This is a genomic window from Jiulongibacter sediminis (assembly GCF_001306455.1).
GTDB classification, from domain to species: Bacteria; Bacteroidota; Bacteroidia; order Cytophagales; family Spirosomataceae; genus Jiulongibacter; species Jiulongibacter sediminis.
Map to the genome: position 1 here is coordinate 944,445 of NZ_LGTQ01000005.1, position 15,282 is coordinate 959,726.

5 protein-coding genes are annotated in these 15,282 nt (G+C 42.8%); 2 read left to right on the forward strand and 3 right to left on the reverse strand.

What is annotated here, in order from left to right:
* Window positions 1–86: 86 nt before the first annotated feature.
* Both AFM12_RS04200 and AFM12_RS04205 read right to left on the reverse strand, forming a co-directional pair.
* Window positions 87–821 carry a LytR/AlgR family response regulator transcription factor gene (locus AFM12_RS04200; protein WP_055144200.1) on the reverse strand — a complete coding sequence of 245 codons (735 nt, stop codon included), beginning with the start codon at window positions 819–821 and terminating at the stop codon, window positions 87–89.
* Window positions 818–2,776, reverse strand: a complete 1,959-nt coding sequence (locus tag AFM12_RS04205; RefSeq protein ID WP_055144202.1) for a tetratricopeptide repeat-containing sensor histidine kinase — start codon at window positions 2,774–2,776, stop codon at window positions 818–820. Before AFM12_RS04205 ends, AFM12_RS04200 begins: the two co-directional genes overlap by 4 nt.
* Window positions 2,777–3,158: 382 nt before the next feature.
* Here AFM12_RS04205 and AFM12_RS04210 point away from each other — a divergent pair, with 382 nt between their 5' ends.
* Both AFM12_RS04210 and AFM12_RS04215 read left to right on the forward strand, forming a co-directional pair.
* Window positions 3,159–3,368 (forward strand): LytTR family transcriptional regulator DNA-binding domain-containing protein, encoded by a 210-nt coding sequence (locus tag AFM12_RS04210; protein ID WP_055144204.1) that lies wholly within the window; start codon window positions 3,159–3,161, stop codon window positions 3,366–3,368.
* Between the two features lie 72 nt (window positions 3,369–3,440).
* Window positions 3,441–4,034: a hypothetical protein gene (locus AFM12_RS04215; protein ID WP_055144206.1), complete on the forward strand. Its 594-nt coding sequence runs from the start codon at window positions 3,441–3,443 to the stop codon at window positions 4,032–4,034.
* A gap of 104 nt (window positions 4,035–4,138) precedes the next feature.
* Here AFM12_RS04215 and AFM12_RS04220 read toward each other — a convergent pair whose 3' ends face one another.
* On the reverse strand, window positions 4,139–15,148 hold the full coding sequence (locus AFM12_RS04220) for a choice-of-anchor D domain-containing protein (RefSeq protein WP_055144207.1): 11,010 nt from the start codon (window positions 15,146–15,148) through the stop codon (window positions 4,139–4,141).
* Between the last annotated feature and the right edge of the window lie 134 nt (window positions 15,149–15,282).

Below are 15,282 nucleotides of genomic sequence, written 5' to 3' on the forward strand. Positions count from 1 at the left end.
TGAACTTAAGCAAAGACCAATTAGACCTAAAAAAAAAGGGCTGAAAGCCACTGTACCTGGGCTAAAATCCGATCTGTAGGAGATGACTAGAGGACCTCTATCCGTTTCATCAGGTCTTCTGAAAAGGTTTTGGAAATGGGAATTGCCGTATCCAGAATAAAAACTTCTGTGGGTTCTACCCGAGTGAGATATTCCAGATTTACAGCATATGATTTATGTGTACGGAAGAAATTTTTTCGATTAATTTTTTCGATGAATTGACCTAATGAACTTCTGATTAATTCTTTTCGCTCTGCCATGTGAATTTCTACATAATTGCCTTCCGCTTTGAGCCAAAGAATATCGCTCAGGGGCAGTTTGGTATAGCGGTATTTGTCTTTGATAAATAAGGCGTCTTTAATCACCAAATTATCTGATTCTTCAGGTCTGTGATCCTCTTCTTCGGCTACTTTTTTTGAGATTTTAAATAAGGCCAGCTCAATGGCTGTAAAGAGCTGTTCCTGTTTGAATGGCTTCACAAGATAGTTGGTTGGGTTTACCTTTTTTGCCCTTTCTATGGTAGGCCCATCCGAGTAGGAGGTGGTGAAAATGAAAGGAATCTGGTATTTTTCATTGATAGTTTCTGCCAGATCGATGCCATCTTTTTTACCGCCCAAATTGACATCCAGCAAGATCAGATCGGGCGTTTCATCAGCAAGCCTAATTAGGGCTTCTCCGTAATCCATAGCAGTTTCCAGCACTTCATAGCCCATTTTACCAAGCATATTTTCCATATCTGCAGCTATGATACCCTCATCTTCTATTAGTAGAATTTTAATCATATACCTTGATTTTGATAAGCCCTTAAATCTTTGAAAGATACTATAAACTCGGCTCCTTTATCAGAAACTGACCTTAAATTGCCACGAAGCTGCTTACTTAAAATTTTGACCAGTTTAAGTCCCAGTGACTTGGTTTTGGAGGGCTCAAAATCATCGGGTAAACCCCTGCCATTATCTTTCACATGGAGTTCGTAATCGGTGTCATTCAGAGGTTTTATAGATATTTCAATGTTGCCTTTTTTGTTCTCACTAAAGGCGTATTTGTAGGCGTTAGAAACCAACTCATTGACAATCAACCCCAAAGGGATAGCTGTGTCAATGTCGAATTGTAGCTTTTCGGCCTGCACCTCAATAGAAATCTCTTGCTGTGGCCCGGCAAACATGTTTGAAAGGTAGCTTACCAGTTCCTTCAGATAGTTTTCAATATCCACCTGATTGATATGCTCACTTTGATAAAGATTTTGGTGGATCAGGCCCATGGCCTGTACCCGGCTTTGACCTTCTTTGATAGAACTTAGTACCCCCGGATCTTCAATACTGTCAGATTGGATGTTGAGTAGACTTGAGATAATCTGCAGGTTATTTTTGACCCGATGATGAATTTCGCGAAGCAAGGTTTCTTTCTCTGTGAGAGAGGTCTGAATTACCTTACTTTGTTTAGCGATTTCGGTGTTTTTGGCCTGTAATTCTGCCTCACTTTTTTTCTTGAGCCTGAAACGATTAAAATATAACAAACTTAATAAACCCAGTAATACTGCAGCCCCGATAGCTGAATTTCGCTGTGTTTTTGATAGGGTTTGATCCTTCTTCAAAATTTCAATTTCAGTGTCCTTCTTGAAGCTTTGAAACTCCTGCTCAATGCTTGAAATCGTTTTATTTCGCTCTGTTTCCAGGAATTTTTCCTGAATCCGCCAGTAATTTTCAAATGCTTCCAGAGCCAATTTTTCATTGCCGATAGCTTTATGGGCTTCATAAAGATTCTTGTATGCACCCGCCGATATTCCTTCCAGATCAGCCTCTTTACCTAAGTCAATGGCTTCTTCGGCATACTTGATAGCTTCAGTGTATTTTTTCTGTAGAATGCGGAGGTCGGCAAGCGAAATGAGTGTGTAAATGCTTGTTCTGGGAACTTGAATTTTTGGCAATAATTGAACGGCCTTTTCCACATAAAAGGACGAAGAATCTAGTTTTCCGATCTCTTTGTACACATCGCCAATGTTCGACAAATTCCGAATGGTGGCTTCTGTGAGGCCCTCATTTTGGTTCACTTTTAGAGCATCTTTAAGAAGAACAATACATTGGTCAAATTCCTTTTTTTGATAATAACCGATAGCCATATTATTGCTTAGTGCAGCTATGGAGCGAGGATGATTAAAAGCTATGGCCAGAGCCAGTCCTTCTTTGCAAAAGTTAATGCATTTATCATTTAAACCCATTTTGGCAAATAGGCTCGAGAGCCCTTTGTAAGGGCTAATCCACCTCAGTGTATCGTTAATGCTCTGAGCCAGCCTAATGGTCTCAGTATAAAGCTGCATAGCGGTGCTGTCTTCATCGATATTGGCGTAGTAAACCGCCAGCAGATTGGTGGCGTCAGTTTGATGTGGCTTGTCTTTTAGTTTTTGATATAGAACCCGGCTTTCGGTAAGGAAAAATTTCGTTTTGGCATTGTCTCCCCAGTTTCGGTAGTTATAGCCCAGTTCAAAATACGCCTTGGCCTTCATACTGTCTACTTTCATGAATTCTTTTCGGGCCAAGAGGGCTTCGCCAAAAGCCATAGTAAGCTCCTTATCGGAATTGGCCAGCTTACGCTGAATGTCAATATGATCCTGAAAAGTTACGGAATTTATTCTTTCAGAATTCAGGATATTTCGGAGGCTGTCTAGGTCTGGCTCCTGACCAAATAGACCACCACAAACACCAAGAAAAAAGGAGAGAAATAGATGGAATATCCTCATAATATAGTGGTTTAAAAGAACTCATTGGGTAATACGTAAGTAACGTTAAGCATAATTCTTTAAAGTATGTACCTTCTGGCACCTATGCCTTAAAAAAACAAGTTCATGAACCAGAGTTACACTTTTGATTACTGCCGTAATTCAAAAATAAAAGCCCGCATTTACGGCATCATACTTTTAGCTAAACACCGCCGGCTATACTCAGTTGTTTGAAAAAACTGAGGATTTTAACGTAGATAGTATAATTGAATTTAAGGCCTATAAAATGCACTATAGAAGGCTTCAGGACCTTTTTTTCATTTGTCTACTTTTTTTCCCGTCTAATTTCTTCCTTCATTTCTGACCTAACTAGATTCGTATTGTTACCAAGGCAATCTTTACCATGAACCTCCCCAGAATCTTAACGGAAAATCCACCGGAACATATCACCCATTTTCAGGCGTCTTCTAATTATACTTTTCTGTTATTAGGTGATGGCAAACACCTGATTTCCGGTTATACCTTACAGTTTCTGGAGGCATGGATTGATAATGATATGTTTATTCGAATTGACCGCTCCAATCTGGTAAGAGGAACTATCTCTTTAAAATAGCAAACTGGTAATTCAACCGTAAGAACTACCTCTTCAGAAACCACCACAGGTTACACCAATGACGATGAAAATATGGGCGATTATATGACCGCCGATGTGAAGAAAGACCCCCAATATGGCACGCCGGTATTTGACCTTATAGCCATAGCTACCTCCTGCCCGAATGAAATCAATACCCATAAACGAGATAAAGTAATTCTGAAATCTGATGACCACAATATTACTGGAATTCCAGCTGGTGGCAGTCAATTATTTCGTCTTAAATTAACCAATGAAAGCGAAAGCTCTGAAGAGCGTACTTATTATCTGCGGTATGTGCCAGGGCAGAGTACCTCGGGTGCCGTCGTGAATATTGAAGGTCTAGGTGCCGGACCGTTTGATGCTCTGTTGGCCAATAATTCTTCTCATGAGTTCGCTACTAGCATAGGTCTGTTTGACCCTAATGTGACTAATTTCGAGCTCTTTTTTGAAGCCTTTGAGGAGTGTACAGCGGGCAATCCTTCAGGTGCAGATTTTAAAACCAAAGTCAAAGCCGAATTTGACGATGTCATTAGCCCGATAATTCTTTCTGCTCCCAAAGATGGCATTGCTTTGAACAGTAGAAATCCTTATTTGGGTATAAACTTTATTATTTGTGTTGCCGGACTTTTTCCACCAAGAGATTAATGAAATTATTTTGTGTATTAAAATAGGTCTGACCGAGATGGTCAGACCTTTTGGTTTTATTAACCCAGTTTCATGTGAATAGTGGTTAAGAACTCAATATTGATTTACTCTGTACAAGTCTTTATCTCCGCCTTAAAGACTACCGAACTTACGGTTTCAAAACCCGGGTCAAGCGTGATTGAATGACCTGCCCTAAAGTTTACATTTGGTTTTGGACTTACAGATGTGCTACCCACTTTTTTGTCAGAGGTTATGGTTTGAACAGCCTTCACGGTTTCGGTGCCAGTGTCAATATTATTTGCCACTGCTACAGTATTCTCAACCACCGAAATGGTTTTCTGAGCTGAACCACCGCTACTACAATTGACCTGATAGGTTGTGGTTACTGAAGGTACCACCGTTATTGAAGTTCCTGTATTGCTGGTACTGCTATAACTCCAGGTAGCCGTACCTGTAGTACAACCACTCACCGTAAGCGTTACCGACTCGCCAGGACAAACCAAAGTATCTGATGGGGTGACGGTAAGATTAGCACCACTTATCACCGGAGATAGCGTCTGAATCTCAGCAAAAGTCATACATCCATCATAGATACGAGCTTCCTCTATTTTGGCATCAAGCCATGGTTTACCCGGAAGTCTGCCACCTGGGAATTGATGACGCAACCCGAAGAATATCTCGGTATTGGCACCTGTGTCAAAAGTCTCCATTGTGCCTTTGATATATTCACCGATAAGCACATTATCACGGTACATTCGTACAAAAGCCTGATTAGTGATACCCGCCTGATAAGTGATTACGATTCGAACCATCTGATTTGGAGTCGTTTCTGAAAACCCAGGTGTCAGGCTTTGCGTTCTTTTATAATAATTACTGGCCAACTGCCATTTGTTTAATCCACCCTCACTAAAGCCAATGCCATCAAACCGGTCAACATTCACTTTATCGATGGTTAGGGCCGAACCTCCGATGCTGCTATTATTGAGCTGATCAAGAGAAACCCATGCCACCAAGGTTTTATTGATCAGACTTGGTCCGGCAAAATTTGACGTGGTTGCATATTGTTGAATCCCGACATCCAACTTGCCATTTGAAACCGTAGCTCCGTTAAGAGTCAGATCAGGGAAGTTACCCGTTAAATCTGTCAGTTCATTTCCCGGCTCAAAGGTCCAGTGGGCTACCAGGGTAGGATCACAGTCAAGTCCTTCATCAATAATTCCGTTGCCGTTATTATCAATGCCATCCAGAATTTCCACATTGCTCGGTGCAGGCAAGATGTCAAAGGTTGCTAAAGCAGTCGCTGAAATAGCCGGTGTACAAGCATCGGATGAGACAGCGTAAGTCAATGAAACCGGCCCGCTGTAGGTACTGTTTGGCGTAAAAGTATAGGTACCGTTATTGTTATTGACAATGGTTCCATGAGAGGGATTATCCACTACCATACCTGTGATTTGCATGTTTATGCCATTGATTAAAATGTCATTGGCCAGTAACTCGGCGGAAGAAATTACTACGGAAGTATTGAACGGATAGGTACCTAGCGGATTGTCAAAGGCCTGAAGGAACAATTTAGCCTCATTGGTCACCAAAGTTACCTCCACAGTACACTGACTTTGATTTACGCCATCTGTTGCAAACACGTCAATGTTATAAGTTCCTGTGCCATTGAAATTGTTTTGACTCAAGCTTAAGACTGGATTTGCAACGCAATTGTCTGTAGCCGTTACGTTCAAAAGTTCAGCAGTCAAAACGACATTGTCACAGATATCCAATTCTACTTCAGTGGACACCGGACAGTCAAGTACAGGGGCAGTCACGTCATTAGCCGCTTCTACCACTATGTTTTTCAATGACGAAGTACACTGTACATAATTGACATCGCGAACATAAACGGAATATGTGCCTGGGGGCAGATTGGCAAAAACGGCCGTGGTATTACTGAAATCAAGGCTGTCAAGTGAGTAACGGATGTCTGACGTTCCACCTGAACAGGGGCTACATGAGGCAGTTACCGTGATACTACCGTCATTTTCACCGGTACAACTTTCAGCGGTCGGAGTTGCTATATCAATATCAACACCACAAGGAGGAATAATAACTTCCAGGTTTGTCGTGGCAGTTGCTTCACAACCGCTGGCATTCGTGTAAGTGTAGCTAATTACATGCACTCCTTCACCAGCCACAGATGGGTCAAAATCAAAGGTTCCGCCCTGGTCTGTTACTCCTGCACCAGAGTAAATACCATTGTTTTGCGTATATGGGGCAGTCGAAACACTTCCTGATGCCGCTCTTGATGGTAATGCTCCGTTATGATCTTCTTTGCTATTTCCCTGAAGATTTCTTGTTACAGTAACTCCCGGTTGAATATTCTGAGAGAACTGAATGTAGAGCCTTCTGTTGGAAGTCGTGCTTACAATAGAAATTATATTCGGTCCGCCGCTGATCGTTGCAGTCGAATTTGCCTGATTATAAGTCAACGGTGGGAAATCAGTGGTATTTCCGCCAGAAACACTCACACTAAAATCGGGCGAAGTCTGCCCGCTTACAAAGGAATTGAATCTTACATATCCAGTAGCAGTACCTCCTCCGGCTAGGGTGACGTTATTGATGTTAATATTGTCTAATGTAGCCCCGCCCGCTGCCGGACTACCGCCGCTAAGACCAGTTTGAATACCATCGTACAATGAAAACTGAGTAGGGTTAAGTGTAAGCGAAACCGTAGGAAGCGGATTAACCCGTACTAAATTTGTGTCATAAACTGTACATCCACTGCCATCAGTGACTAAAACCAGCCATATTTCACTATCCGCGATATCCGCTGTTTTGTATGTATTGGAAGAATTATAGAATGAGACAGAATTAATGGTTGTCGGACTACTACCCCCTTTTTGCTGTTTGAAAAATGCGTAACCCAGATTGCTACCCATTGGCGTAGCCGTAAACGTGATGGAATCGCCTTCACATACCGGGCCGTTGTTTGTCAAGGAGACCGTCTGCTCAATGAAACTTACCTCAACATCGCAGCTGCTTTGGTTGGTACCGTCTGTTGCATAAACTGTTACCGTACTTGTACCCACTCCACTAAAAATGGTTTGACTTAGACTGAAAATTGGATTGGCTATACAGTTATCTGTAGCTGTCACATCCAGCATTTCCGTGGTCAATACCGTTTCACCACAGAAATTAAGAGCAATTTCCTTGGTAGCCGGGCAACTCAAAACAGGAGCGACATGGTCTATTCCTGGGGCCACTATCACGTCTGTTTGGCTGGAAGTACATCCGGCATCGCCGCTGTCTCTCACTTTGATTGTATAGGTACCATCAGGTAAATCACTGAAAACTCCTGTAGTATTGCTTGTCGCAAAGTCATCAATAGAGTATTCAATACTTGTGCAGGTGGTACAGGTCGCCAAAACCGTAATGGTACCGTCATCTGCTCCGGGGCAGTTCACATCGGTGGGCGTTGCTGAAGTAACAGCCAGGTCACAGGTCACTGTACCTGAGATATCAAACGTATAGGGATTTTCTTCAGCATCATCATTGGCGATACTTACAGTTGCCGTTGCTGTTCCTGCCGATGTCGGATTAAAGGTGATTTCAAAAGTCAGACTTCCCGCAGGTGAAATACTGGCAGCCGCTGGCTGAGCAGAAACTGAAAAATCTGAAGACCCCGACAAGGTAACAATAGGATTGCCTGATAAGGCCAAATCTGCTGTTCCGTTGTTTTCAATGGTAAATGTTTTTACCACATTGGCGGCACTTACATCATGAGAACCGAAATCGGTGTCATCCGCAGCGTCTGGCGTATTATCTCCATTGATAATTTCAACTGTGTTGCCGAATACATCCATTTCCGGTACACAGAGCGTAATGTCAACCATGAAGCTGTCCACATCATAACAGGCGGTGGTGGCATTGGCCACCATGACATACACTTTTTGGTCACTGGTAATCACTAACGAAGCCAGCTGATTTGTAAGGTCTGTGGCACTTGTGGGCTTTTGGCCGTGGAATGTAGTTATGGTTTCCGGTACACTGTTGTCATCCGTAATGCTCAAATTACCCAGATCAAAAACATTTGAAGGACAGGTATTGACCTGAGTTGTAATATCTGCAATTGACGGCTTCATCTGTACATTGATGGTGATATTGGCTATGGCAGTGAAGTTTGGTGTACAAGCTATGCCGCCATATTCTACCACATAGCCATTAATTCTGTCAGCCTGGTTTGTATAGCTTAGCAGCGGAAAGTCATTCCATTGCCCACTGGTACGCATGTGCAGGTAGCTCTCATTGTTATTCCAATTGTTTGGCTCCCCACTTATCCAGTTTTGATAAACTCCTGGAATAGCCACCCCACCGACGTTTCCATCCCAAAATTTGAGACCGTTGCCATTGTCTTCCAACGCTTCCGGACCTGTTACCCATCTCCAATCTCCTGAGTTTACACCACCTATTTCCTGACCTCCAAGCCACCCTTCACCTTGTAGTTTACTATAGACAAAACCATTTTCTTCGGCTGAAGTAATTGTTGCCAGATAACCCGTTTGACCAAAAAGTGTTCTTGCCTCAGCAGCAGCTTTAGCGTCTGTCCAACTAATTCCATCTGCAGCAATAAATTCATAATAATGCCCGTTGGGCTCAAAATATAAATCTTCACCAGCCACCTTTGCCAGATAAGTCAAAGCCACATTCCCTATTACCCCATTGGCAGGAGTGAAGGTGAAGTTGCCGTTTCCATCGTTTGTTAAAGTACCATCGGCCGGGTTTGTCAATGTCACTTCCTGAACTTCCAGTGTTGAACTGTTTGAGGTATTGTCATTGGCCAAAAGCGATGCTGCTGTGAAGGTAAAGCTTCCATCTACACAGGCATTGATATTGTCATCTGTCAATGAAATGGTGAAGAAATTTGGGTTTTCTTCGATGGTTACACTAACCAAACAGGTACTTGTCAAAGAAGCTCCGTCAGTTGCAGTCACAGTTACATCATAAGAGCCTGCTGAGCTGAAAGAATATTGACTTAAAGTAATGGTTGGTGTGCCACAATTGTCTGTGGCCGTAATTCCAAGGCTATCTGCATTGATGGTTATTTCATTACAGAGGTCTAATGTGAAAGAGGCAGTGGCCGGGCAACCGACGAGTATCGGAGGAATATTGTCAACACCGGCAGCTACAGTTACGTTGCTTTGGGTAGCAATACAGCCCGCATCTCCGCTGTCCCGCACCTTTAAAGTATAGATGCCATCTGACAGGCCCGTGAATGAGCCTGTGGTATTTGCTGTAGTGGCGAAATCATCGATGGAATATTCAATGCTTGTGCAAGTGTTACAGGTTGCCACTACGTTTATTTCACCGTCATTTGCTCCGGGACAGGTTTCGTCGGTTGGAGTTGCCGAGGTAATGGTGATGTCACAGGCCAAAACAGCGGAGCCTGATACCGTAAAAGTGTAGGTCGTTTCATCACAATCGTTGTTAGAAATACTTACGATAGCCGAGTGATTACCAGCCGTGGTTGGCGTGTATTTTACTACAAAGGTCAGGTCAGAGCCACCACTTAGTATCGCGGATGAAGATGGCTGGGTAAGTATCGTAAACTCACTATCACCGCTAATAGTCACCTGATTATTTTGGGATAATTCAAGAGTATCTGTTCCCAGGTTCTGAATGGTGTATGTCATTTCTACAGGCGTTGCTGTATCTGTATTACCAAAGTCCGTAGCATCTGTGGTGTTCGGTGTTATATCTCCATTAACTATATCTGTGGAATTTCCCTGAACGTTGATTTCCGGGTATATTACAGTCACCACTTGGGTACAATTGGCTGTATTTCCAGATGCATCTGTTGAAGTCCAGGTAACTGTTGTAGAACCTAACGGGAATGAAGCAGGGGCATCATTCGTAGTGGTCACGGTTGAAAGGCAATTGTCTGTTACCGTAGGGTCAGGAAGTTCTACTTTGGCTTCACATACAGGAACTGGAGCACCAATGGAGCCAACAATAACATTTCTTAAACACCCAATAAACCTTCCTCCACCTGCATCTCCTGAAAAGATATTTTTATTATTTCCATTTACTAAGGCAGGTAGGTTCTCTGTTTGAATCAATACTCCATCCAATTTCAATTCGGCAACTCCGTTAGTATAGCTTAACTCGGCAGTGTACCATTGATTTAGATTCAAATCTACATTTGAATACAAAACATTATTATTGTTGTACAATATTCCGATACGGCCATCTGCTTTACGAATATGAATTCCCAACCATCTGTATGATTGCCCAAAAGTGAGCACTGCTCCACTATTCCTGAAAGAAGGTGCAAATTGTGATGCATTAAAATCAACCTTGACAGCGACATTATTAAAATCAATACCAGGAACCTGAGCACTCATTTCTTCATATACCTCACCATTGAGGCATAATTGGCCTCCACTTGGAATGGAAATAGTGCTGCCGGAATAGCTGGTTAGAGTTACTGGAGAATTATTGCCAGTCTGGTCAATTAAATCGTTGGCCAAAGGATAATTTGCAATTGCATTAATGCCTAGAGATGTACCTGACTCTACTGTAATATCCACGGGACAAGTAATCACAGGTGAAATCGTATCCAACACAATAACCGTACAGTTCACTGCATCCGTATTGCCATTGCCGTCATCGGCCGTAAGGACTAAGGTATTGGCACCAAGATTTGCACAAGTGAAGCTAACCAATGGGTTTGTCTCGGTAACAGTTCCACAATTATCTGTACTGCTACCATCACCCAGGCTATTTGCGGCCAATGTTGCTGTTCCTACAGCATCCAGATATAAGGTATCTTGAACAGCTGGACAAACGGCAACAGGTGCTGTGTTGTCAACTCCTGCAGCCACTACCACATTGCTTTGCGTGTCATTGCAGTTGGCATCACCGCTGTCTCTTACTTTTACTGTGTACGTTCCATCAGCTAAACCTGTGAATGTTCCAGATGTATTGGCTGCTGTAGCAAAGTCATCAATTGAATACTCGATACTAGTACAGGTGGTACAGGTAGCCACTACGGTTATCGTTCCATCATTTGCTCCGGGGCAAGTTTCTGCTGTTGGCGTGGCGGAGGTGATGGCTATGTCACAAACAATTATACCATTACCCGTAATATCAAAGGTATATGGATTTTCATCTGCATCGTCATTGGCAATGCTCACAGTAGCATTAGCTATACCTGCGGTGCTTGGGTCAAAGGTGATTTGGAAAGTTAAATTTCCAGCTGGCGAAATGCTGGTGCTACTTGGTTGAGTCGAAACTGTAAAGGCTCCGGACCCTGAGAGAGCAACGATAGGATTACCCGAAAGTGCCAAATCAGCCGACCCATTATTTTCAATGGTAAAAGTTTTTACCACCGAGCCGGAGGCTATATCCTGATCGCCGAAATCGGTGTCATCATTTACATCAGGAGTAGTATCGCCTTCGGCAATATCCTGCCCGTTTCCTTTTACATTGATTTCAGGGATACCTACCACGGTCATATTTAGTATAACTGAACTTGAACCTCCGCTATTGGTACCTGTGACGGTGTAGTCAGCCGCAACTGAAGGAGTAGTTGGAGTTCCGCTAATAGTTGCAGTGGAAGGTTCAAATGTTAGTCCGGACGGTAATGAAATTGAAAGAGCAAAGCCATTGGGGTCAGCAGGTTCTATTTTTCTGATTTTATGATTTAAGCGATCACTCACATAAATGTTCTGATCACTATCGATTGCAAGATCCCAAGGAGAATTGAATTGAGCTGTTGAACCGGGACCTTCAGAATACCCACTTGTGCTTCCTGCAATAGTAGTAACCACACCTGAAGGAGTGATTTTTCGAATTTTACTGTTATTTACATCGACCACATAAATATTTCCAGAGCCATCCACTTCAAGACCAGTCGGAACGTTAAACTTTGCAGAAGTACCGATACCGTCTGCATAACCATATGAACTTCCAGCTATGGTACTTACGGAACCTGCTGGTGAAATTTTTCGAATTCTGCTAGTACCAAACTCCGCTACATAAAGGTTGCCAGAGGCATCAATTGTCAATCCTCGCATATCACTAAACTTTGCAGCCGAACCAACCCCATCTGCATGTCCTTGAATACTTCCGACAAGTGTACTTACTTCACCAGATGGGCTGATTTTCCTAATTTTATAGTTGCCATTATCTATTACATAAACATTACCCATATTATCTGCAGCAACATCTTGAGGACCTGAAAACTGTGCCGCATTTCCTACTCCATCTGCAAATCCCTGCGTGCTTCCAGCCAATGTTGTCACGACACCAAAAGGTGTAATTTTTCTGATTTTATGATTTGAAGCATCAGCTACATATACATTTCCGATTGCATCGGTACCTATACCATTTGGATTATAGAATCGAGCTGATGAACCGGTTCCATCAGCGTAACCTGCTGAACCACCTGCAAAAGTGGTTCGTATACCATTCGGATCTATTTTATAAATGATGCTTACTCCATTCGCCTTGTAGGTATAATAAACATTATTGTCGCTATCAGCGGCCACTGCAAACGGGTCGGCGGCTGATCTGAAAGTACTTACTGTAGCTTCAGAAGAGGCCAATACTCCTGGCACAATACCTCCGGTATTAGAAATTGTAATCGGTGTAATCGGTGTTCCCACCGAAAAGGTAAACGGACTGCCCGTAGAACTTAAAGAAGGAGCAGCGGCCGTAACTGTAACAACAGCCACACAATTTGAAGGGTTTCCATTGACGTCTGTAACGGTTACGGTAACATTATTGGTACCAATATCTGCAGAAGTGAAAGCTGTTTTGCTGAGCGTACTGGTGGCAATGCCACAGGCATCTGAAGAAGAAGCCAAAACATCATTAACGGTCAAAGTTCCATTACCTCCAACATCCAATACCAAAGTAAATGGCTGGCAACTGATGGTGGGCGGTGTGTTATCTACCCCAGCTACAACTATCACATTACTTGCCGTAGCATTACATCCAGCATCTCCGCTGTCTCTCACTTTTACGGTATATGTACCATCAGCCAATCCTGTGAATGTTCCGGTGGTATTTGCGGCTGTTACAAAATCATCAGTGGAATATTCAATACTTGTGCAAGTGGTACAAGTTGCTACAACGCTTATCTGACCGTCATTGCCTCCCGGGCAGGTTTCAGCTGTTGGTGTGGCGGAAGTGATGGCGATGTCGCAAGACGGTATTACCTCTATTTCGTCTGTAGCAGAATTAATGCATCCATTCGCATTTTCGAATGTATATGTGATAGTATGAGTGCCCAAACCAGCAGTAGCAGGATCAAAAAAGAAAGATCCACCTCTGTCTGTCAGTCCAGAACCAGAATATACACCAGTGGTGGCATAATATTGGCCAAAAGTAAAACTTCCTGTTGCCACTCTTGAAGGTGCAGTGCCATTAAAGTCTTCTTTAGCAGTAGGATGTAGATGTCTTGTGCCCAGACTCTGACCTGAAATCATATTGAAGGTTACAGGTAGATATAATCTTCTGTTGGTCGCTGTATGAATGATCGTTATAATGTTTGGTCCACCTGTAAGAGTAGCTGTGGCGTTTGTCTGATCGTAGGTGATTGAAGGGAAATTTGTAGTGTTTCCACCAGATACACTCACGCTGAAATCAGATGAGGTGGTAGATGAGTTACCTTGAAAAACATCAAAATCTATGTGACCTGTGGCTACTCCACCATCTGCAAAAGAGACATTATCAATTAAGATATCATCAGTGGTACTTTGTATTACTCCTGTTGGGCTACCACCTGAAATACCGGTTTGTACCCCGGCGTCCATGTCTATTTGAGATAAAGTAGAAGAGAATGTCACTGTTGGTAATGCATTAACGGTACCACTCACAGCCACCGTTTGGTCAGTGGCACCAGAAGTGCTGCAAGTTATATTTCCACTTGGTGTTCCAGTTGCATTTGCTGCCATTCGCACGTAAATCGTGGTGCTGCTTACACTACCACCACTTTGGGTTAGGCTTACTGATGTCCCAAAACCTGTACCGCTGCTGGTGCTTATTTCAAAGCCGGTGGGTGCGGTTATTGTAACATTGGCTGAGAGATTGGTGCCACTGATGGTGAAACTTTGCTCAGTAGAGGCTGAGCCTGTACAAGTTGAAAAGGCATTTAATGTTCCTGTTACAACTAAATTTGGCAAGGTTGGGCAACCAGGAGAAAGCCCAGCATCATCAATAGTCCAGCCCTTGACATTTATTAGGTTAGCCCGAACATCTCCAGCATTGCAATAATTGGTACTGGAAGTAGAGAAATATTTGCCGGTTAAATTTTGAGAATTGAAGGCTGTTAATAAGGCATCATAATTTGCTACACTTAAAACGGTTAGGTCTATAAACTGACCAAAAGTCACACTAGGATTAAAAGTTAAACTGGCTAAATTTTGGTTAAAGGACCAACAATTAAAAAACATGGAGTTCATATTGGTCACAGCTGCAGTGTTAAAACTGCTTGGAAGGGCTTTGTTATAATTATTGCAGTCAATAAACATGCTTTCCATATTGGTGACCGTAGATGTGTTAAAGCCTTCAGGCAAGGCTTGGTTAAAACTACTACAGTACGCAAACATGTAACTCATATTGGTCACACTAGCGAGATTAGGTACATCGGTGGCAGTAAGTGCCATGTTCCAACATCCCGAAAATGCATCGGCCATACTAACCCATACCACATCTCCCCATTGCTTTATTTGAGTGAGACGTCCTGCATCGCCTGAGAAACCCATATTGATTCTTTGAAAATTGGTTGGGCTAATACTTAGATCTATAATGCCATTGGCAGGCAATCCTGTGATTGACAATGTTGTGCCACTAAAAGTACCTGAGCCTGTGGCACCACTTCCACCGACTTGTTGCCAAGTATAGTTCGCTGATCCCGAAGTTTGTACTCCAAAGCTTAGACCTGTGCTACTGCTTCCTGATAAGCTTAGGTCCCAACGGGTAATGAATGGATCATTCTGGGCCTGCAGGCTGCCTGCTGTAAAAAAAAAGTATGATAGAATAAGAATGGTGAATCGCAAAGAACAGATCTTGCTAATTAATGATCGGAATGCGTTCTTTGAAGCAATGCTGGAGGCTGACATAGTCGAACTTTTAAGGGTGTTAGTTTAGCGTACTCAAATAACCTGGCCGTGATTTCAGATTTGAAAAGCATCAAAAACTGAATTCACAACCGAACCTAAAAAGATCAGATAATGGCTTCAAAAATCTGGGATAG

Excerpts from the sequence above, each read along its gene's own strand:
- AFM12_RS04200 (WP_055144200.1), bottom strand. The coding sequence starts at position 821 with ATGATTAAAATTCTACTAATAGAAGATGAGGGTATCATAGCTGCAGAT.
- AFM12_RS04205 (WP_055144202.1), bottom strand. The coding sequence starts at position 2,776 with ATGAGGATATTCCATCTATTTCTCTCCTTTTTTCTTGGTGTTTGTGGT.
- AFM12_RS04210 (WP_055144204.1), top strand. The coding sequence starts at position 3,159 with ATGAACCTCCCCAGAATCTTAACGGAAAATCCACCGGAACATATCACC.
- AFM12_RS04215 (WP_055144206.1), top strand. The coding sequence starts at position 3,441 with ATGGGCGATTATATGACCGCCGATGTGAAGAAAGACCCCCAATATGGC.
- AFM12_RS04220 (WP_055144207.1), bottom strand. The coding sequence starts at position 15,148 with ATGTCAGCCTCCAGCATTGCTTCAAAGAACGCATTCCGATCATTAATT.